The organism is Catalinimonas locisalis (genome assembly GCF_038039535.1).
In the GTDB taxonomy this organism is placed as follows: Bacteria; Bacteroidota; Bacteroidia; order Cytophagales; family Cyclobacteriaceae; genus Catalinimonas.
Genome location: NZ_JBBPHP010000017.1, coordinates 1 through 20254, shown reverse-complemented (window position 1 = coordinate 20254; position 20254 = coordinate 1). Strand labels below are relative to the sequence as shown.

Genomic DNA, 20254 nt, shown 5'->3' with positions numbered 1-20254 from the left:
ATAAGACTACGAACTATAACACTCTTCCCCCTCCTGCTTTCATTTGCCGTTGAATAGTGCCAATTTTACGGCATGAAAGATACTCAGACCATCGTTATCACCTGTGCGCCTCATGTGAGTAAAATACTGGCCGAAGAAGTGAAGGCATTAGGTTATCCGGTTAAGGCAAGCAGCATACTGGAAGTGACCACCGAAGGCAGCCTGCACGATTGTATGTACCTCAACCTGCATCTACGTAGCGCACATCGCATATTATATGAGCTCAAACGTTTTCGCACGGCTAATGCCGATCAGCTATACCATCAGTTGAAAAGTATTGCCTGGGATGAATATATTCCTGCCAACAGTTATTTCAGTGTCAGCTCTTTCGTCAAGAATCCCACCATCAGAGATACGCGCTTCGCCAATCTCAAGGTCAAAGATGCAATTGTAGACTACCTGCAGGATAAATACGGTCGTCGTCCCGACAGTGGCCCCCGACAGGATAGGATCGTAGTCTTTTTGCACTGGAAAGATCGTGACGCAGGAATCTTTCTGGATACCTCCGGTGAAAGTATCGCTAAACATGGCTATCGACAAGTAACGGTTGAAGCCCCTATGCAGGAGGCTTTGGCGGCAGCTATTATCGCCTCTACAGCCTGGCAGCCTGAATTGCCTTTTGTCAACCCTATGTGTGGGAGCGGTACCCTGGCTATAGAAGCTGCACTGATCAAAGCCCGAAAAGCTCCCGGGCTGCTCAGAGATAACTTTGCCTTTATGCATCTCAAAACATTTGACTCCAGCCATTGGGAAAAGATTAGAAAGGAAGCCGAGCAGGAGTTCAAGAAAACCATTGCTAACTTTACTAATCAGCTCGCCAACATCATTGCTACCGACCAGGACCCCAAAGCCATTGCTGCTGCCCGACAAAATGCTGCCAGAGCAGGCGTAGCAGGCCTGATTCGTTTTGAAGTAGCCGACTTCAGAGATACTGAACTACCTTCACCCCAGGCTAGAGAAGAAGGTAAGCCGGTAGTTGTCATCAACCCACCATATGGAGAAAGATTAGGCGAAGAAGAGCAGCTTCTCAGCTTATATCAGGAAATGGGCGACTTCTTTAAGCAAAAATGTGTCGGCTACTGGGGTTACATTTTTACCGGAAACCTCAACTTATCTAAAAAAGTTGGCCTTAGAACTAATCGCCGCTTAGAATTTGTCAATGGAAAGATAGAATCTCGACTTTTGGAATATGAATTGTATACTGGTAAGGGCTAGGAATACGTTATAGTAGTGCAATAGAGATGAAGCGAGTTAAAGAAAAGATCATAGACCCCATTTATTATTCCTTACCGGTGCAGCTTCTGGTATTGCATTTACGCAAAAACCAGCTGCTGTTATTGGCCTGGGTCTTTCTTTTCGCGGCAGTAACGGGCAGTGTAGGCAAAAATCTGGGTATCCCTTACCTTTTCCTTGACCCTGAATATATGGGGAAGGTGGACTTCTTCAGCTTCTTTATTGTGGGCATTACAATAGGGGGCATGACGATGGCCTACCACATCACCTGCTATATTTTGGATGGCAACAGTTTTAGCTTTTTGGGTGTACTAACACGTCCCTTTGCCAAGCTGGCGTTCAATAATGCCATTATTCCTACGGCTTTTATGATTACCTACATTTTTCATATTGTCAGTTTTCAATTGAAAAATGAATACAATACGCATTGGGATATTTTTGTAAAAGTAGCCGGGCTTGTATGTGGTTTTATGCTCATGCTGATCTTTCTCTTCGCTTATTTTAAGCTTACCAATAAAGATATCTTCAAGTTTGTAGCTTCCAATGTCAACAAGCAGCTTAAAAGGGTGACAATCTCCCGGGTAAGGATTATGCAAAATCTTAAGGCTGCCCAGAAAAACCCAAATCGGGTGGATCATTATTTTGACATTAACTGTAAGCTACACAAAGCCCCCACCGGCTCATATGATAAAGAGCTGGTAACCAGAGTATTTGACCAGAATCATCTCAATTCTATCATTATTGAGTCTTTCATTTTTTTACTGATACTGGCGCTAGGCTTATTTCATGATCGTCCTTTGTTTCAGATTCCGGCAGCGGCCAGCGGTGTTTTGCTGCTGACCATCATCATGATGGTGATTGGTGCCATCACTTACTGGTTGAGAGGTTGGGCTACTACTGTGGTCATTGTGGTATTTTTTCTGCTGAATGCAGTGGTAAAAAACAACTGGATCAGCAGTACATATAAAGCGTTCGGACTTAATTATGAGGTCCCTTATGCCAGTTATACACTAGAGAGAATTCAGGAAGAAAATGATAGCTTGCAATACGTGCAGGACAAAGCAGTCACACTCAGTATACTGGAAAACTGGAAGCAAAAAGTTACGCCCAAAGATACGATAGACAAGCCCAAAATGGTCTTCGTGTGTACCAGTGGAGGAGGTTTACGCTCAGCGCTCTGGACGATGGTAGCACTGCAGACTGCCGATAGTCTTACCCAGGGTAAGCTCTTTGAGCATACCCAACTCATTACCGGCGCCTCTGGTGGACTGATCGGTGCATCTTATTTCCGGGAACTGGCATTGAGAGAAAAGCTTCAAAAGCAGAAAAATAAGGTCAAACCACTTGCTCAGTTTACTGCTCAGGCAGAAGAATCCTACCCTTCTGTATACGATTCTCGCTACGTAGACAACCTAGGAAAAGATAATCTTAACGCAATCATTTTTACGCTGCTAGTTAATGACCTTTTTATCCGTTTTCAGCCCTTTGAATTAGAAGGGAAGAATTATATCAAGGACCGAGGGTATGCTTTTGAGCAGCAGCTCAATAAGAATACGGAAGGCATTCTAAACAAACGGCTGATGGATTACCGTGAGCCGGAGCAGCAATCCTTAATTCCTATGATGATACTTTCTCCGGCGATTGTAAATGATGGGCGTAAGCTTTTTATCTCTCCCCAGCATGTCTCCTATATGAATACCAGCCTGGATCTTTATCCCGCCCGGAATGGCCACCAGGAAAAGGTGAAAGGGATTGACTTTATGCGCTTCTTCGCCGAACAGGATGCAGGTTCGCTACGTTTTCTGACTGCTCTCCGTATGAATGCGGCTTTTCCTTATGTTACGCCTAATGTGAGCATGCCTACCGAGCCACGCATTCAGATTATGGACGCTGGCCTTACGGATAATTTCGGTGTTTCAGATGCTACCCGGTTCATGTATGTGTTTAAAGACTGGATCAATGAGCACACTTCAGGCGTAGTGTTTCTGAGCATACGCGACTCCGAAAAAATAGAGCCTATTCAACAACCCTTAGGAAGTTCATTGCTGCAAAGGATGACCGCCCCTTTTCGTTTTCTGTATAATAATCTGTTCAATATACAGGATATCAATAACGATGACCGTCTGGAATATATGCAAAGCTGGCTGGATGTTCCTTTCAATCAGATCAACTTGGAATACCATTCCCGCTGGGATGATCTGAATGACACAAATGTAGCTACAATTAAAGAACGACCTTCTTTAAGCTGGCACCTGACCAGTCGGGAAAAGTATAATATTATTAATAACATACAGCACCCAAAGAATCAGGCAGCGTTACAGAGATTACAGGAAATTTTGAACTAGCCAAAAAGCTCAACTGCTGCTCTGAAGGTATTGCAATGCGCATCTACGATATCCGCCATCCGTAGAGAGTAGCCTCCACCCATGCAGTTTGCCACCGGAACCCCAAAACTTTTACAAGTCTGAAAAACAAGCTTATCCCGCTCATAACATCCTTCTTTTGTCAGCAATAGCTTACCCAGTTTATCAGTAGCCAGTACATCTACTCCGGCCTGAAAGAAAGCAATATCAGCTTGATGTTGCCTAAGCAATGTAGGAAGGGTTTGCTGAAGCAGGTCTAAGTACTGCTTGTCTCCGGTACCGGTAGGCAGCGCTATATCCAGATCAGACTTTTCTTTTTTCAGAGGGTAATTATCTTTTCCATGCATGCTAAAAGTAAATACAGCAGGATTATCGGCAAATATGAAAGCATTGCCATTCCCCTGATGCACATCCAGGTCAATAATCAGTGCCTTTTGAACCAATTTATGCTTAAGCAAAAATGAAGCAGCTATAGCAATATCATTGAGAGTACTGAAGCCTTCGCCCCGATCGGGATAAGCGTGATGCGTGCCCCCTGCCAGGTTCATGCCTATACCACTTTGTAAGGCTGACTGAGCTGCTTTTAGAGTGCCTGCTACACTATTTCTTGCTCTCTTTACTGAAATCTTGGTATTGGGTAGCCCTATTCTTCTGACCATACGAGGAGGAAGCGTGCATGTCTTCACCTGCTGCCAGTACTCAGGAGTATGAACCAGCAAAATCGCCTCCTCATCAATCAGTCCGGGATCAGTGAGTTGATTTTCAGTAATTAAGCCCTGGTAGAGCAATTGCTCTTTGACCAGCACATATTTATCAATAGGAAAACGGTGATGATCCGGTAAAGGGTAGTGATAACGTTCGGAATAAAAGATTTCAATAGGCGTCACATCAGTCAATCGTATACTCAAAAGCTCCCTGTAGAGGTACACAATGATAAGGAATTTTTAATTCCTTTGCCTCTTCCGCCAGTCTGTTTGCCTGATAAAAAGTATTAGAACTGTCAATGATCAACATGCCAAATGCAAAGTTCTGTTTTACTTGTTCCAATGACTTGAGCGCATTGTTGCAGATGACCACGATATCTACTTTCAGCTTATTTTCTACTGAAAAGCCGGGAGGAAAGGGGGCTTTGATCGTTACGATTTTTTTACCCTTCCAGGCCATCAGTTGGAGGTTATTCCGGCTTCGGACCGCTAGTTTCTCCTGCATTTCATGCTCATCCAAGAAAGTAGTCACTCCCCCTTTGAACACCTGATGGGCAGCTACATGATACAAAGCCTTAGGCTCAGCTTCTCCTGCATGATATGTATACCTGCCACTACTAAAGTCCATTCGGCTTTCTTTCGCTACGTTATAAAAATTAATATTTGAATTGTGGAATTGTTGATAGGTATGTGAAAGCCTTAAAGTAAGTACCAGTAGAATGCATACGCTAAACATCCATGCATACCTGAATCTACGGTAGTAGAAAAGCATCAGTAAACATATTATGCCCCCATATAAAAACACAGTTTCTTCAGTGCTGAAATAAATGTGCTTGAATACGCTGAAAGGTAGCTGTTCAATAGCCTTCACTCCCAGATTAACGAATATGATGCTTTTTTCAAGAAAATAAGCAGGGTAAAGCAGTAATGCAGGAATTGATAAACCGACGACAAAACATAGTAGTCCTAGTGAAAGAATCACGTAGGCTGCCGGAATGACCAGCACATTGGAGAGCCAGAAATAAACCGGAAACTGCTGAAAATAATATAAACCCAGAGGGAAAGTAGCTAACTGTGCGGCTATGGAAACTGAGGTCAACCTCCAAAGCCAATCCATATATTTATGATTTGGATTAAACCAGTGATAGATTTTTGGTTGCAGATATACAATGCCCAGTACTGCAAGATATGAAAGCTGAAAGCCTACTGACATGATCAGCAGTGGATCATAGAGTAGGAGAAAAAATGCAGAAGCTGCAATGGTATTATAAATATTGGTTTGCCTCCGCGTAGCTTCTGCCACTATGATAAAGCTAAACATAGTAGAGGCTCGCATTACTGAGGGGGATAAACCGGTAAGCAGCGCATAGCTCCACAAGGCCAGCAGGCAAAGTAAAGCCTTTAGTACATTTCCCCATCGTCCAGTTTTCTGTAATGGCTTAAGCAGAAAAGAAAGCACCAGGTAAATAATGCCGACATGCAAACCTGATACTGCCAAAACGTGCATGGCTCCCGCTGCCGCGTAGGCATCACGGATCTCATCGTCCAGACCAGTTTTGATACCCAACACTAAGGCCAAGGCTATTCCTCTGGCTTGTTCATCGTGAATACTCTGCTCAAAAATCTGTCGGCATCGCTCACGCATAGAATAAGCAAAAGATAGAATTGGATTAACAATACCCTTTTCTTTAATCACCCATTTTTCCTTGCCGAGATAATGCTGATGATAGATATGTTGAAGTGCTAAAAACTGCCGATAGTCAAACTCATGTGGATTAGTAGGTGGTTTTACCAGTTGTGGATTTCCTTGAATGAGCACCATGTCTCCGTAGGTGAGTCTAAACAGACTATCAGCTTTAGGCTGATATACAATAATTTTACCTTTTACCGGATATGTGCTAATGGTAGAATTGCTATCCTTTTCTACCAGACAATCTACTTCTAAGAGAGTACTATAAGAATTTGTTTTAGACTCACTTGGAGAGACCGCCGTAGCCACATAGTGGGTATATTCTTTTTCTGTGTGCTTCAGGTGAAAGCTACTACGATCCTCTTGCCGATATTGGGCATAGAAAAAAGAAGTGGCGAATAACCACAAAAGGCCTATAAACCCAGTAAGGGAAGACCACTGATACCTTGACTCCCTGGGAATACCAAAAGCAAGTAAGGTATACACTGCTGCTACGAGTAGCAGGTAATAAGCAGGAAGAGACCACGAAAAGTAATAGGAAAGCAAAATTCCGACAATAAATACCAGCGTTAACCGCAGAAAAGGATAAGGCACCCACTTAAACATAGCTGACGTATTTTCTTAACTACTAAAAATACGATGAGCTATGCTCTAAAACTTGCTCTTACTTTCTACAACATGACTTTGTAAGAAAGTACAAAAATTATTCTGTAGAATGATCTAAGCTTTCAGCCAGGGTAGGCTCAATGGAAGGCTTTCCGTAGGCAATACGGCGGAAGCAGAAATATTGTAAATTGTACTTCCTACCTGTAGAAGCTGTAAACCCCCAGATAACTTCCGTCTCTCCGCCAAAAATATCTTCTACCAGATTTCTTGTACCCTGAAATACAATAGTGTTATCTAATCTTACAATCACTTCTTTGGTCTCTGGATTCCAACTAAAGCGAAAATTGTGCATGCGATCGTCTTCCATATCAAAACCATCGTCTCCTCCGTTCCAATAATTTTCGTGGTAACTGCTTCCATTTTCCAGATAGGCTACATGGTCGGATGTAGGGTCGTTTTGGATGGGGTTATAGTATGTATCAAATTCTACTGCTACCGAGGGTGCTATAAAATTACCTGAAGCAAATGCCGGATTGAATCGTCCGTAGCCTATACCCTCCCCGTAAGTACCAAAGGCATTATATCCCCGTCGGTCATTGTGTATCACAAAAGCGATTCCATCAGCGCCATATTCATCCTTATCTCCCAGATAAATATCAAATTCTATCTCAAAATAATCTGAAAGGTCAAGCTTATTGGTACTGTAGGCAATGCCTTCAGCATAAGGCTCATTAGGAGTGAGCATAATACAGCCGGATGGCATATAATCTGCGGTGCCTCTAAGTTCAAACTGTGCATAGGCCAAAGAAGAGATTAAGGTAATCCCTACAGTAAAGGCAATGGTAAAACTTCTTTTCATCAGAATAGTAGTGAGAATACAAAACCTGAGACAAGCCTGATTGTTGCGAATCAACCTATTTTAAGATAAGAAAATTATGTAGTAAACGCCAAGCTTACAAAAAGCAGGTAACAAAAATCTTAAAACAATTTGCAGGAAGTCTTGTATTAATAGTATTAATATTTGAATAAAGTTTTAACGCAAATTTTTAGAATTATGGCACAAGAAGAAACTAAAAGCTGGCCAGAACTAGCGATAGGTCTATATGATAAACTGACTGGCCGCAATGCTGAGATCACTTATAAGTTTGATGATTTTGACCTATATGTACCCAGCAAGGCAGGTGGCAATGGTAATGCTGATTTTGCTCACTGGAAAATGAATGGCACGGTGAAAATCACTACAACTGACAACGTAAATCAATAGCTTTTTTGGATTATACATAGGCAAAAACCTAAGTTTTTGCCTATATTTTTTTGATTACTTTTCTTAAAATCTCCTCTATGACTAAGCCAGTGAAGGTAATTGCTGATTTGAGCATACAAAGTGAAACGGGTGAAATAAAAGTTAACAATGCAGATGATGGAAGTCTTATTTTTGACTTTCCCAATCGCCAAACTTTTAACAATTTCAGTGAAATACCTCTTCCCTTTAAGCCAAGTTTAAAAGCCATTGGAAAAACAAACGCTGCCCTCTTAGAGCAGCGTCAGCCTGTCATCATTAGAGTAGACCATGAAGACTGGATCGTACTGGGTAAAACTTCTAAAGCTTCTTTGAAGTATATTAAACTCGCCCCATTTTATCTTAAGCAACAACTTTCCTGGAAAAACAGCTTATATATAATCGGGGCCGCTTTAGGCTTTGCCTTGGGTTATTTTGCCGTTAAAAAAGGAAGTTAAAACCAGTTCTCATATTTACAAGCTTGGCATTCCCAGGCTGCATCAGAGAGATAAGGTTATCAGTTACGGTATAAAACTGGAAGCCTGTACCTACTGCTAACCCAAGACCCAGATTATTGTATGAACGGGCATGCATGGTATATGAGGCTGATGCCTGAAACCATCGGCCTACTGTCTGGGTAATTCCCAGTGACATCCCCTTGCGAAATCCTCCAATAAAATCTGAATAAAGAGTAGCTGAAGCAGCTGTTTTGGGCGCTAGCTGATATAATCCTGTTAAATAGACTTGCGTTGGTAATGAAGTACTATAACTACCTGTACTTTCCTCAAACTCAAATACATTAGTAATAGAATCAATCACTTCGGTTGCATCAAACTCAAAAGAGCCGTTGAAAAGTTCATTATTATCAATTCCGGTAAAAGTGTACTCCCCATTGGATTCATAATTAGTAACCCCTTCTTTCCATTTGATATAACCAAGGTTAACGATAGATGCACTGAAATTTAAGGTGCTTGAGTACTGATAACTTGCCCCTAGGTCTACACCTAGTCCTACATTAGCCATATTTGTAAGGTACTCAATATCTCCCTTTTCCAGCATATCTACTCCGGCAGTACGTACCAGAATATCTGCATTGGCAGTAATAGCATATAAATCTTCTTCTCCAGCTGTGTTCAGTTTAACATCAGAGCGTATCGTACGCACATTTGACATTCCAAATAATGTTTTGATTCTTCCTCCCACTACCATCTTGTCATCGGTAAGTATCTTCCTGTTGAAGCCTAGCCCGATCTCACGATAATGCATGCCGTTAAGCTTATAACCATCCAGGCTTGTGGTATTACCGGGAATGTTTCCCTTGACCCCGAGGTCTAACAAACTACTAGAGTATCCCAGCCTGGCCTGCATATGCTCTGTTACATTAAGTGAAAAGCGGTTTTTGCCAGCACTGAAGTTCAAGCCAAATAAATCTACAGAAACGCTAGTGTGCACATAATCTTTACCATTCAGCTTGAGATCGCCGGCTAACCTACCGATGTCCAGCACGCGCTGTCCTGTTTCATCAGTCTCTACCTGAGCAAGCAACTGATTATATGTAAAGCCGGTATTCTTGACATTGATGTGATAAGATGAGCCGAGGGTAATGATCACTTTGTGCTGAGGTAATATTGCAGGGTTTGTATGCACAGACTGAACTATTCCATTCATATTATGTAATGTAAGCTCCTGCTGGGCTTGTGCTACATGCATGGATATTATGATGAGGCTAAATAAGTAAATATATTTCATCGCAGCAGATTAATTAGAGAGGTTTAGAGAAGATTTAATTTGCATTGCCAGGCTAAAGCGTATGTTATAATTATCATAAAGCTTAATCAGGTCTTCATCTTCGCTTTCACTTTGCAAGCTTGCCTGTACTAGCATGCTACCTGCCTGTTTAATTAAATCATACATCTCTGCATTGATCGTAGCGGATATCGGCATATCAATGCTGGTTGATTTTGTTTCCCCAGTTGCCGAATTAACAATCTGAGCTGCTTTGAGTAGCTGGGCATCTTCGCCAAATAAACGAACAGCTTGTCCATTACTATCATATATTTTATCGCCCTCCTTATCTAAAAAGAATATTTGTAATCCGGCATCAATCGGAAACCCATTTTCAGTTTTGATCAGGACTTTTAACTCTTCCACTTCCTGATCAAAGCCTAAGTCCACAGCGATGGTATCTTCCAGAACGATATCAAACCTACCTTCCAAAGGCAACTCTACTTCCATATCAATGCCTATAGAGCTGTTTTCAGAAACAAAGCTGGTATCTCCTTCAGTACTGTTTAGCTCAAAACCAAAGAGATAAGCAATTCCTCTGGGAAGTTCGGCAAATGCATCTTCCAGATTTGAGTTAGTTCTGTCTACCAATTGGGTTTTCATGGCAGGCAGTTCGTTACGGTCCTGCAGGTAAGGAAATTCATACTCTCCGCTGAAAAAATGACTCTCCCCTTCATCTTCTAGCTGTACTACTACACCACTTTTCCGCTTCACATAGATATTACTAAAATCCGGTGCTATAGGTGCTCCGAAGCTATTAATAAAGTCAAGCTTTAAGTTGGGGTTCAGTGCAACTTCTCCATTGACGGCATTGGCCAGAAAAGGAATTTTTAGTGTATCTGCATCTACCGGAATACTGATCTCTTTAAAATTCCCTTCCAAATAAGAGAAGTCTATATCCATCATATTCAGATCAAAATATATTTTATCCGTAGCATCAATGGCATTCCCAGACCCCACTATAGATACTTCCATAATGTAGTTGATCTTCTCCTGATCAATATTCAGGCTATAACCTGCCAGATCCTTAGTCTGTATGCTGTAATTACTGGCCCAACTAGGAAGGTTAAAATCCAGTATCAGCGGCTCTTCATTGGCATCTAGAATCTCAGGAAGAGTAAGGGTAACATTGAGATCATGATTGTAATCTGAGTTGATTGCTACACTTAGCTCTCCTTGTTTACATTCAATTTTGTAAAGCGTAAGTTCTCCGAGCTCAAGAGGAATTTCGCCTTCAAATGAAACCGGTTCTGGTGCTAAGGAAAAAGCCGGAGCACTGAGCCCCAATGATACATTATCGCTGAACTGCTGACTAGGAATAGGAGGAAAATATTCTCCTACCATTTTACTCTGGATATTCTGACGATAGAACAAGCTATAGCTTCCGTCAGAATTTTTCTCCAGTAAACCTCCGTCATCTGTTCTGATAAGGTCACTCACTTTGAGATTAGTATTCAGGATGGGCAGAGAAAGAGATGGGGATGGAGCCAGTACTTCTATATCCCGAAAATCATCTTCTGGCATACAAGCGGCTGTAAATAGGACAGTAGCAGCCAATGCAGTATGCTTTAATTTGCTAGTAGATATTTTTCTATTCATACAACTTAATGAACCTGTTGATACATTTGAGCATAATTCAAATGCAATATCACCCCTAAAAAATGATAAAAATAACGCTACTACTGTGTTTCTGTACGCAAGTGATATATTGGGTGGAATTCGTACTTCTCCAAAATCCATACTCAATAAATTGAAGAGAAATGGCAGACTAATGATAGAAAATGACTATAATCCGCTTAAAGAATTTGTTCATGATAGAGGTAAAAGAACTGAGTAAATACTTTAATGATAAGGCTGCTGTTGATCACATTTCCTTTCAGATTGATGAAGGGCAAACGATGGTCCTGCTGGGGACCAGCGGCTGTGGAAAAACCACTACCATGAAGATGATCAACCGGCTGATTGAACCCAGCAGTGGAGAAATTTATATTGGTGGTAAAGATATTCGTAGGCAATCACCGGAAGTGTTAAGGAGAAATATTGGCTATGTAATTCAGAGTATTGGGCTTTTCCCTCACTTTACGGTAGCTCAAAATATTGGGCTAGTCCCCTCCCTGCTGGGCTGGGATAAAAAAAAGATCAAAGTACGCTGTGATGAGTTAATGGCACTGATAGGCCTTTCGCCCAATCTGCTGGAGAGATTTCCCCATGAGTTGAGTGGCGGACAGCAGCAAAGAGTAGGTCTTGCCCGTGCCCTGGCAGCTGACCCTCAGCTTATCCTGCTGGACGAACCTTTTGGTGCTCTTGACCCTATAACCAAACAGCAAATACAAAAAGAGTTTCTCACGTTGGAAGCTTTAAAAAAGAAGACTATGCTGATGGTCACGCATGATGTTTTTGAGGCGGTTAGCCTTGGCGATAGCATTTGCCTGATGGATAAGGGAAAAATACAGCAACAGGGCACTCCTTATGAGCTTATTTTCAAACCTGCAAGCTCATTTGTTCATAAGTTTTTCAATACTCAAAGGTTCAGGCTGGAGTTGCAGGTTATCAAACTGAGCGATATTGTTCATCTTCATACTTCCGAAACAATTGAAGAATTACCATCAGAGGACACAGCTATAAACATGCCCTCCGATACTAGCCTGCTGGAAGCCCTGGAAATGCTGGAAAGAGAAGATACAGCCTGGCTCAAGGTAGTTGACGAGCACGCAGAACAAAAAAGGCCGAGTCAACTACTCAGCCGTGAAAACCTTATGCAATATTTCTATCAGTTTAAGAAAGAAGTACGCTAATTTTCCTCATCTGCATATATACTTCCTTCACTACGTAATATAAATGGCCTACTTTCAATTACATTACTCACATTCAAGGACCTATCTTTTATCTGCACTGTCAGTTTGAGGGTATCATTTCGGAAAAGGCTTTGTAAACCCGCGGATGCGATGCCATATTGGATTACCCCTTCCAGAGGCTTCGTATTGCTAAAATCTTCTTTCAAAGGAGGAAAACGTCCACCGAGGCGAGACCTGCAAAGTTCTTTCAGCAAATCATATTCCTGAAAAGCACCATCTTCTTTCACATAAATGCCTATATCAAAGTTAGAATAATAAGGATTACGCTCAACAAGTACCGTATCCCGGATAGTATCCCTGCCTACCACATTGACAAAGGCATAAGTAGTACAGTCATATTCACCATCTACTTCAGGATCGTAATAGTAATAATCTCCATTTTCGTCAATTGGAATAAAAAAAGGTTCGCGCAAAATAGGACTGGGCTCATCGCTAATTAGTCCTAAATCACCATTGCCATCCTGAAATTGCACCCGTATTATTAGAGAGTCAGCAACTGTATTAGGAACATCTACAAATCTAATCCCATTCTCCCCATCAAAGCCTACGAGATAAGGCTCCAGGGCAAAATCAGGTTCCTCATAACAACTACTCAGACCCAAAAGAAAGGTAAAACCTAACAATAAGAAAGAATAATACTTCATATGATTAGTCAACTAATATCATCTGTATAACGCACTAAATATCATTTTGATATATTTACACCATGCAAACTGCGCATTTCTTTAAAGATAAACTTTTCAGCACTAATGCTCAAAATTTTGAAGAGCATGCTTTAGCACTTTTTCGTTGGCAGGCAAAATACAACTCTGTGTATCGGCAATATCTTTCACACCTGGGAGTAAAACCTGAAAACATAAATAAAACGACAGACATTCCATTCTTACCTATCACTTTCTTTAAGCATCATAAAGTGATTACACAGGAGGTTAGTAAAGATGCGGACGCCTATACCTACTTTGAAAGTAGTGGTACCACCGGACAGCAGCGCAGCAGGCACTATCTGAAAGACACAGAATTTTACCTGCGCGTTTGCAAAACCATATTTGAAAAACAATATGGAGCTCTAAACGAATACCATATTTTTGCCCTTCTACCTTCTTACCTGGAACGTCAACATGCTTCATTGGTAGCTATGGCTGACGATTTTATACAGCAAAGCAAGTCTTCTTTGTCTGGTTTTTACCTGAATAACTATGAAGAACTTTTAGAGAAGTTGGACCAGGCAAAACAGAGTGACCGTAAAGTACTTTTGTTAGGGGTCACTTTCGCACTTTTAGAACTTGCTGAGAAGTATCGCCCAAATTTGAAAAATGTGGTGGTGATGGAAACCGGAGGCATGAAAGGAAGAAGAAAAGAGATGATCCGTCAGGAACTGCACCAGATCTTAAAGGCAAACCTGCAAGTTGACCACATCCATGCCGAATATGGAATGACTGAACTATTATCACAAGCTTATGCCAATCAAGATGGTATATTCCAGTCCCCTCCCTGGATGCGTATCCTTGTTCGTGATATTAATGACCCTTTCTCAATCAATCAGCATCAGCGTTATGGTGGCATCAATGTTATCGATCTGGCCAATGTACATTCTTGTGCATTCATTGAGACCCAGGACTTAGGTAAGTACAATACCTCTACAAATACTTTTGAAGTGTTAGGCCGCTTTGATCATTCTGATATAAGAGGTTGTAACCTAATGATTTCTGTATAGCAGGCAATTTATATAATTAAACTTTTCTCAGTTTAAATTTGACATATGTAATATTTATTGTATTTTTACATTAAATATTAACACAAAACCTACTTTAAGATGAGATTTAGGATATTATTTGTTGCGATAGTTTTAGCCTCTATGTCTGCCTGTGCTCCACGAGTGCTTTGCCCAGCTTATGCAATTGAAGATAATCAGGATTCAAAAGAGAAGATTGAAATTCAGCAAGACATGTAAGAAAAGTACAAAAGAGCAGAAGTTTCTGCTCTTTTGTTTTTTAAGCATATTTGGTTACATCCTGCCCTGTGATTTCTGTATCACACATAATAACAAGACGTTCCACTACATTGCGGAGCTCACGAATATTACCCGTCCACTCAAATTCTTTGAGCTTTTCCAGGGCATCTTCTGTAACTCCCTTCTTGGGGGCGCCATATTCTTCTGCGATATCGTTAAGAAACTTATCAACCAGCAGAGGTATATCGTCCTTTCGCTCTTTCAATGGAGGGACGTGAATCAGAATCACGCTCAGGCGGTGGTATAAATCTTCTCTAAAATTTCCTTCCTCTATTTCCTTCTTCAGATCTTTATTGGTAGCAGCTACCACTCTTACATCCACATTGATAGCTTTATCTCCACCTACCCTGGTAATTTTATGCTCCTGTAAGGCTCTTAACACTTTAGCTTGTGCTGAAAGGCTCATGTCACCAATTTCATCCAGGAACAGCGTACCACCAGTGGCCTGCTCGAAACGCCCTTTTTTCTGCTTTATCGCCGAGGTAAAAGAGCCTTTCTCATGACCAAATAACTCGCTTTCAATAAGTTCTGAAGGAATAGCTGCACAGTTTACCTCTACTAGAGGGCCAGAAGCACGATTACTCATAGCATGCAGCCATTTGGCAACCAGTTCTTTACCTGTACCATTAGGTCCGGTGATAAGAACTCTGGCTTCCGTAGGGGCAACCCGCTCAATCGTTTTTTTTACTTCCTCAATTGGCGCTGATTCTCCTACAATATCTACCACACCGGAAATTTTCTTTCTCAGTACTTTAGTTTCAGCTACCAGGTCGGATTTATCAAGCGCATTTTTAATGGTAACCAGCAGTCGGTTAAGATCCGGTGGTTTCTCAATAAAATCGTAGGCTCCGATTTTTGTAGCTTCTACTGCTGTCTCAATGCTACCGTGTGCTGATATCATGATAAACTGAGCAGAGCTACCTGCGTCTATGGCTTTTTGAAGTACTTCAATGCCATCCATATTAGGCATTTTGATATCCAGGAGCACAATATCATACTGCTCTCTGTTCAGTTTCTTTAGTCCTTCTTCGCCATCTTCAGCTTCATCTACTGAATATTTTTCGTATTCAAGAATTTCTTTCAGAGAACCTCGAATTGCTTTTTCATCGTCGATGATTAGGATTTTTGCCATACTAGGTTTTTGTAAAAAATAAGCAAGCCTGTAAGCCGGGTTCTGTAACGGTGTCTGCATAGCAATCACCGTTCTTGCCATTTATCTAGGACGTCTGTCACCAGCCGCCTCTATCGGTCTACCCGTACTTCGTCTTAAAAAGAATAGGGCGAGCAACCCTACATCCCGGCTTTGCCGGTCTCGAAGTACTTATTTGACCTTTCAGCCCGTAAGGTTTACCTTGCCTCCCAGGTCACCCCTGGAGCGGTGCGCTCTTACCGCACCATTTCACCCTTACCCCAACAAAAGTTAGGGCGGTATTTTTTCTGCTGCACTTTCTGTAAGCTGACCGTCACCAGTCAGCCCCCTTCCTGTTAGGAAGTACGGTGCTCTACGCTGCCCGGACTTTCCTCATGCAGAGTATTACTACTCTACATGCGGCAAGATGGCTTGCTATAAGTTCATGTAACAATTGTACGAATTTTTTTTAGAAAACGTCTAGCCCGGTGAGTTTATACTCCCATTTATCAGCCATTTCTGCTACTTCCCGGATCATTTTCTTCAGGAAACCCTTATTTTGCTCGTTCACAAACTCCAGAAAGACCGAAGCTTCAATCTTAATAAAATTTTGATTTACGGTAAATTTTGAGAAAACCATCTTTTTGTTTTCAAACATAAAATCTACCAAATCCATTTGATTGTAATAAGGACACACCTTAGAAGTAAAGGTAATCGTTTTGGTATCCTGATCGTCCAGCGTATGGATTTTGCCTTGAACAGACTGAAAGCGGCCATCGCTCAGAGGAACAATAATGACAGAGGTAAATTCATCATACTCTGAGAACCGCCCTTGAAGCTCCTCCGCTAAATTTTGCATGAATAGTACTAAGTCCATGGATTTTTGTGCTATTTAAATTAAGCTACGAATCTAAGGAACACTGCTGAGAGTATGCGCCCAACCTGCTAAACTCTCTTACATTGTACTATTTCACAAACTTATATCTGTTCAATGACCAATGCAGAAGCACCACCACCGCCATTACAGATACCGGCCACTCCGATTTTACCATCCTTTTGATGTAGTACGTTGCACAGGGTGGTAATAATACGCGCCCCCGAACAGCCTAATGGATGGCCTAAGGCTACAGCGCCTCCAAAAACGTTTACTTTTTCAGGATTAAGGGATAGCTGGCGATTATTAGCGATAGCCACTGCCGAGAAAGCTTCGTTGATCTCATAAAAATCCACATCAGAGGAGTTGACGCCTGCAAGCTTCATAGCTTTGGGAATAGCAAGAGAGGGAGAGGTAGTGAACCAGAGGGGGTCCTGGGCTGCATCGGCAAAACCACGAATTTTAGCGATGGGTTTAAGTTCTAATTCTTCCGCTTTTTTCTTACTTACCAATACTAAAGCCGCAGCTCCATCATTAATCGTGGAAGCGTTGGCAGCAGTGACCGTACCATCTTTGGAAAAGACCGGGCGAAGGGATGGGATTTTGTCAAAATTCACTTTCTTATATTCTTCATCTTCTTCTATTTTAATCGGATCACCTTTTCTCTGAGGTACTTCTACCGGAACAATTTCCTGTTTGAAAAAACCGGATTCTGTAGCTGTAGCTACTCTTCTATAAGAATTTACCGCATATTCGTCCTGTTCCTCGCGGCTGATTTTCATTTCTTTAGCGGTATTGTCCGCACAATTGCCCATTGCAAATTTATAATAAGCTTCAAACAAGCCGTCTTTTTCTAACCCATCAACTAACTCACCTCCACCGTATTTATAGCCAAAACGAGCTTTAGGCAAATAGTAAGGAATATTAGACATACTCTCCATACCACCGGCTACAATGATATCCTGCTGCTCCAACATGATAGACTGGGCTCCAAACATCACAGATTTCATACCCGAAGAGCAAACTTTGTTGATAGTTGTACAGGGTACTTCATAAGGAATTCCTGATGCGATAGCCGCTTGTCGGGCAGGTGCCTGGCCCAGATTGGCAGAAACTACATTTCCCATCAAGACCTCCTGTACCTGAGCTGGCTCAATTTTAGCTTTTTGCAGTGCTCCTTTAATTGCAGCAGCGCCTAGGTCAATGGCGCTCAGAGAGGCAAGACTACCCCCGAAAGAACCGATAGGCGTTCTGACTGCGGAAACAATATATACTTCTTCCATTTATTGGGTTGTTTAAGGTGAAAAAATCATTCATTCAGCCTACCAGTCAGGCTTGGTTCTATCCTGAGGCTTTTCAGGACGACGACGATTCTGCTGGATATACTGCATCTCATTATTACGCATTGCTTCCAGGATCATACGTGCTTTTTCTTCACTGATGTTCATCTCTTCCAGGCGTTCACTCATTGGAGAAGTAGATTGTTCTTCGTCTGATTTTTCTCCTTCCTGCTGCTGCTCTCCCTGCTGCGCGTTTTGCTCATTGGGGTCCTGAGGGCTTTCTTCACTCTCACCTTGCTGCTGCTGTTCCTGCTCCTGCTTTTGTCCTTCCTGGTTTTCTTCAGATTGCTCTCCCTCTTCTCCCTGCTTCTGTTGTTGCTGATTTTGCTGCTGCTGTTCCTGGTCCTGCTGTTGGTTTTGTTGATCCTGCTGTTCCTGTTGGTCTTGTTGCTGATCCTGATTCTGCTGATCTTGCTGCTGTTGCTCTTCTTGCTGTTTTTTCAGAAGTTCTTTTACCAACTCATAATTATACCGAGCCTCTTCATTGGCAGGGTCGGCTTTTAAAGATTCTTTAAAGATACCTAGTGCCTCTTCATACTTTTTCTGATCGCTGGCAATGACCCCCATCTGCTGATAGGCCACAGATTTTACGTTTCTGTCTTCTACGCTTACCAGACGGTTATAATTTCTTTGAGCAGAAATGGTATCACCCGCCTGAATCAATGAGTGGGCAAGGTTGAGACGGACATTGGGATCTTCCACATTTAGAGAGTCCACCAAGGTCTGATAGTGCGCAATAGCTGTCTCATAGTCGCCATTTTGATAAGCCTGTGCTGCTTCTTTTTTTAATCTGTTGATGGTCGCAATATTATCTATGACACCAAAAGCTGTAAAAGCCGCCACGACTATACCTGCGAGTAACTTCATATTTTTACTGTTTTAAACTTAAACAAGTGATCAACTGCAAAGAGTACTGCTCCTACTACTAAAAAGTAGAGGTACTTGTTGGAAGAAGTATCAACCTGACGAGAATCTCTCAGTTCTCCTTCAATCTGACTAATGGCATTGATCAGTCGGGAAGAGTCATCTCTCCGGTTATTAACTTCAAAATACTGCCCCCCGGTTTCATCAGCCAGTTGTTTAAGAGAAGAACTTTCTAACTTTGTAACCACCACATTGCCATCACGGTCTGTTTTCGGAACACCTCTCACCAGAATCTGACTGCCTTCTTCTGTACCCACACCTAAAGTAAATAACTTGATGCCAGCATTCTGAATTTCCTGGGCAACCTCCGAGGTTTCATCACCAAAGTCCTCTCCATCACTGATAAGAATAATCACTTTGGATTTTTGTTGAGAAGGAACACTCTCATTTCCTTCTAATTTTGATAGTGCCATGCGTAATGGAGGACCAAAATCAGTTCCTGTATTAGGGACCAAACCCGTATTGAGGGTTTCAATAAAGAGGTTTAATGCACTTTGGTCGTAAGTAAGCGGGCATTGGACAAAAGCTTCAGAAGAAAAAATAATCAAACCAATACGGTCAGAACTAAAAGCTTTCACCAAATCGCGTAGCTCGTACTTCACTTTTTCAAGACGGCTAGGCTGCACATCCGTAGCATTCATAGACTGGGACAGGTCTACTGCCACAAAAATATCTTTTCCTACTGCCTGAACTTCTTTAGTAGCATTTCCCATAAGAGGACCGAGCAAGGCCACCATAAATAACAAAAAATACATGGTGCGCAATACTACTTTGGCCACAATCGCTGAAAAGCCAGTATTCAGAATGCGGCTTATCCTGATCATGCGGGTGATATACAAGATGTAAGCAAGCAAAAACAGGCCTATGAAAATAAACTCAGTCTTTCCGAATTGATGATACCATTCCATAAATTATATCTCCTCAAAAACAAAATTACACTGTATAACGAAAAAAGCCCTGCCAAAGTGCGAAAATAAAGCTCCCGCTACAATGCAAGATATGAAAATATAAAAACGGAGAACAAATAGTCTTATAGGAGAGTATAAATTTCTTGACCAATACTTTGGTGATGTAAAAAATCTTATGCTATATTTGCACTTCCAAAAACAGGGGAGCATCCCTTGTTTTTGTTAAGCCACGGAGAGATGGGTGAGTGGCTTAAACCAGCAGTTTGCTAAACTGTCGTACGTGTCAAAGCGTACCGGGGGTTCGAATCCCCCTCTCTCCGCATTGAAGAAAAAGTTTTCGCTATTCTGACAGCGAAATTGATGTATTAGAGTTTCGGGGCGTAGCGCAGTCCGGTTAGCGTACCTGCTTTGGGAGCAGGGGGTCGCAGGTTCGAATCCTGCCGCCCCGACATTTTAAAGTTCATAATTCATTAAAACCCTTTAAATCGTATGATTTGGAGGGTTTTTTATTTTT

Annotated in this window: 17 protein-coding genes, 2 tRNA genes and 1 other RNA gene; 8 read left to right on the top strand and 12 right to left on the bottom strand. The window is 41.8% G+C overall.

Annotated elements, in window-relative coordinates:
• The first annotated feature begins 72 nt into the window (after nt 1–72).
• On the top strand, nt 73–1254 hold the full coding sequence (locus tag WJR50_RS19135; protein ID WP_341294919.1) for a THUMP domain-containing class I SAM-dependent RNA methyltransferase: 1182 nt from the start codon (nt 73–75) through the stop codon (nt 1252–1254).
• Nucleotides 1255–1280: 26 nt separating this feature from the next.
• A complete protein-coding gene (locus tag WJR50_RS19130) occupies nt 1281–3617 on the top strand; it encodes a patatin-like phospholipase family protein (protein WP_341294918.1) in 2337 nt (778 codons plus the stop codon).
• Here the strand turns inward: WJR50_RS19130 and WJR50_RS19125 are convergent.
• From WJR50_RS19125 to WJR50_RS19115, 3 genes are all read right to left on the bottom strand, one after another.
• Nucleotides 3614–4543 carry a histone deacetylase family protein gene (locus tag WJR50_RS19125; protein ID WP_341294917.1) on the bottom strand — a complete coding sequence of 310 codons (930 nt, stop codon included), beginning with the start codon at nt 4541–4543 and terminating at the stop codon, nt 3614–3616. The two genes, WJR50_RS19130 and WJR50_RS19125, sit on opposite strands and share 4 nt — an antisense overlap.
• Entirely contained in the window at nt 4524–6635 is a 2112-nt protein-coding gene (locus WJR50_RS19120; RefSeq protein ID WP_341294916.1) for a ComEC/Rec2 family competence protein, read from the bottom strand. Before WJR50_RS19120 ends, WJR50_RS19125 begins: the two co-directional genes overlap by 20 nt.
• Nucleotides 6636–6732: 97 nt before the next feature.
• Nucleotides 6733–7494, bottom strand: coding sequence for an L-type lectin-domain containing protein (locus tag WJR50_RS19115; protein WP_341294915.1), 762 nt, complete (start codon nt 7492–7494; stop codon nt 6733–6735).
• 195 nt (nt 7495–7689) lie between these two features.
• On the opposite strand from WJR50_RS19115, the gene WJR50_RS19110 reads away from it, so the two are divergent.
• A complete protein-coding gene (locus WJR50_RS19110) occupies nt 7690–7899 on the top strand; it encodes a hypothetical protein (RefSeq protein WP_341294914.1) in 210 nt (69 codons plus the stop codon).
• 77 nt (nt 7900–7976) lie between these two features.
• Nucleotides 7977–8372 carry a hypothetical protein gene (locus WJR50_RS19105; RefSeq protein ID WP_341294913.1) on the top strand — a complete coding sequence of 132 codons (396 nt, stop codon included), beginning with the start codon at nt 7977–7979 and terminating at the stop codon, nt 8370–8372.
• Here the strand turns inward: WJR50_RS19105 and WJR50_RS19100 are convergent.
• Nucleotides 8356–9624 carry a DUF5723 family protein gene (locus WJR50_RS19100; RefSeq protein ID WP_341294912.1) on the bottom strand — a complete coding sequence of 423 codons (1269 nt, stop codon included), beginning with the start codon at nt 9622–9624 and terminating at the stop codon, nt 8356–8358. The two genes, WJR50_RS19105 and WJR50_RS19100, sit on opposite strands and share 17 nt — an antisense overlap.
• Before the next feature lie 48 nt (nt 9625–9672).
• Nucleotides 9673–11298, bottom strand: coding sequence for a hypothetical protein (locus tag WJR50_RS19095; protein WP_341294911.1), 1626 nt, complete (start codon nt 11296–11298; stop codon nt 9673–9675).
• 212 nt (nt 11299–11510) lie between these two features.
• Between WJR50_RS19095 and WJR50_RS19090 the strand changes: the two genes are divergently transcribed.
• Complete coding sequence (locus WJR50_RS19090; protein WP_341294910.1) at nt 11511–12494, top strand: ABC transporter ATP-binding protein; 984 nt, start codon at nt 11511–11513, stop codon at nt 12492–12494.
• On the opposite strand, the gene WJR50_RS19085 is transcribed toward WJR50_RS19090, so the two are convergent.
• Nucleotides 12491–13198: a hypothetical protein gene (locus tag WJR50_RS19085; protein ID WP_341294909.1), complete on the bottom strand. Its 708-nt coding sequence runs from the start codon at nt 13196–13198 to the stop codon at nt 12491–12493. The genes WJR50_RS19090 and WJR50_RS19085 overlap by 4 nt on opposite strands.
• Before the next feature lie 62 nt (nt 13199–13260).
• Here WJR50_RS19085 and WJR50_RS19080 point away from each other — a divergent pair, with 62 nt between their 5' ends.
• Nucleotides 13261–14268 carry an acyl-CoA synthetase family protein gene (locus tag WJR50_RS19080; RefSeq protein WP_341294908.1) on the top strand — a complete coding sequence of 336 codons (1008 nt, stop codon included), beginning with the start codon at nt 13261–13263 and terminating at the stop codon, nt 14266–14268.
• Between the two features lie 277 nt (nt 14269–14545).
• On the opposite strand, the gene WJR50_RS19075 is transcribed toward WJR50_RS19080, so the two are convergent.
• The 6 genes from WJR50_RS19075 to WJR50_RS19050 form a co-directional block, all read right to left on the bottom strand.
• Nucleotides 14546–15697, bottom strand: coding sequence for a sigma-54-dependent transcriptional regulator (locus WJR50_RS19075; RefSeq protein ID WP_341294907.1), 1152 nt, complete (start codon nt 15695–15697; stop codon nt 14546–14548).
• Between the two features lie 15 nt (nt 15698–15712).
• An RNA gene (gene rnpB / locus WJR50_RS19070) (RNase P RNA component class A) lies at nt 15713–16133 on the bottom strand.
• A gap of 30 nt (nt 16134–16163) precedes the next feature.
• Nucleotides 16164–16571, bottom strand: coding sequence for a hypothetical protein (locus tag WJR50_RS19065; RefSeq protein ID WP_341294906.1), 408 nt, complete (start codon nt 16569–16571; stop codon nt 16164–16166).
• 101 nt (nt 16572–16672) lie between these two features.
• A complete protein-coding gene (locus tag WJR50_RS19060; protein WP_341294905.1) occupies nt 16673–17851 on the bottom strand; it encodes an acetyl-CoA C-acyltransferase in 1179 nt (392 codons plus the stop codon).
• A 39-nt stretch (nt 17852–17890) separates the two neighbouring features.
• Complete coding sequence (locus tag WJR50_RS19055; protein WP_341294904.1) at nt 17891–18775, bottom strand: hypothetical protein; 885 nt, start codon at nt 18773–18775, stop codon at nt 17891–17893.
• Nucleotides 18772–19740 (bottom strand): vWA domain-containing protein, encoded by a 969-nt coding sequence (locus WJR50_RS19050; protein ID WP_341294903.1) that lies wholly within the window; start codon nt 19738–19740, stop codon nt 18772–18774. Before WJR50_RS19050 ends, WJR50_RS19055 begins: the two co-directional genes overlap by 4 nt.
• A gap of 231 nt (nt 19741–19971) precedes the next feature.
• On the opposite strand from WJR50_RS19050, the gene WJR50_RS19045 reads away from it, so the two are divergent.
• Together WJR50_RS19045 and WJR50_RS19040 are read left to right on the top strand one after the other, a co-directional pair.
• Nucleotides 19972–20060, top strand: a tRNA-Ser gene (locus WJR50_RS19045).
• 54 nt (nt 20061–20114) lie between these two features.
• Nucleotides 20115–20189 (top strand) — tRNA-Pro (locus WJR50_RS19040).
• The last annotated feature ends 65 nt before the right edge of the window (nt 20190–20254 follow it).

Bases quoted from the DNA above. Each gene is read 5' to 3' on its own strand.
- WJR50_RS19065 (WP_341294906.1), bottom strand. From the start codon at position 16,571: ATGGACTTAGTACTATTCATGCAAAATTTAGCGGAGGAGCTTCAAGGG.
- WJR50_RS19060 (WP_341294905.1), bottom strand. From the start codon at position 17,851: ATGGAAGAAGTATATATTGTTTCCGCAGTCAGAACGCCTATCGGTTCT.
- WJR50_RS19055 (WP_341294904.1), bottom strand. From the start codon at position 18,775: ATGAAGTTACTCGCAGGTATAGTCGTGGCGGCTTTTACAGCTTTTGGT.
- WJR50_RS19130 (WP_341294918.1), top strand. From the start codon at position 1,281: ATGAAGCGAGTTAAAGAAAAGATCATAGACCCCATTTATTATTCCTTA.
- WJR50_RS19085 (WP_341294909.1), bottom strand. From the start codon at position 13,198: ATGAAGTATTATTCTTTCTTATTGTTAGGTTTTACCTTTCTTTTGGGT.
- WJR50_RS19095 (WP_341294911.1), bottom strand. From the start codon at position 11,298: ATGAATAGAAAAATATCTACTAGCAAATTAAAGCATACTGCATTGGCT.
- WJR50_RS19115 (WP_341294915.1), bottom strand. From the start codon at position 7,494: ATGAAAAGAAGTTTTACCATTGCCTTTACTGTAGGGATTACCTTAATC.
- WJR50_RS19105 (WP_341294913.1), top strand. From the start codon at position 7,977: ATGACTAAGCCAGTGAAGGTAATTGCTGATTTGAGCATACAAAGTGAA.
- WJR50_RS19110 (WP_341294914.1), top strand. From the start codon at position 7,690: ATGGCACAAGAAGAAACTAAAAGCTGGCCAGAACTAGCGATAGGTCTA.
- WJR50_RS19050 (WP_341294903.1), bottom strand. From the start codon at position 19,740: ATGGAATGGTATCATCAATTCGGAAAGACTGAGTTTATTTTCATAGGC.
- WJR50_RS19120 (WP_341294916.1), bottom strand. From the start codon at position 6,635: ATGTTTAAGTGGGTGCCTTATCCTTTTCTGCGGTTAACGCTGGTATTT.
- WJR50_RS19135 (WP_341294919.1), top strand. From the start codon at position 73: ATGAAAGATACTCAGACCATCGTTATCACCTGTGCGCCTCATGTGAGT.
- WJR50_RS19100 (WP_341294912.1), bottom strand. From the start codon at position 9,624: ATGCATGTAGCACAAGCCCAGCAGGAGCTTACATTACATAATATGAAT.
- WJR50_RS19090 (WP_341294910.1), top strand. From the start codon at position 11,511: ATGATAGAGGTAAAAGAACTGAGTAAATACTTTAATGATAAGGCTGCT.
- WJR50_RS19075 (WP_341294907.1), bottom strand. From the start codon at position 15,697: ATGGCAAAAATCCTAATCATCGACGATGAAAAAGCAATTCGAGGTTCT.
- WJR50_RS19080 (WP_341294908.1), top strand. From the start codon at position 13,261: ATGCAAACTGCGCATTTCTTTAAAGATAAACTTTTCAGCACTAATGCT.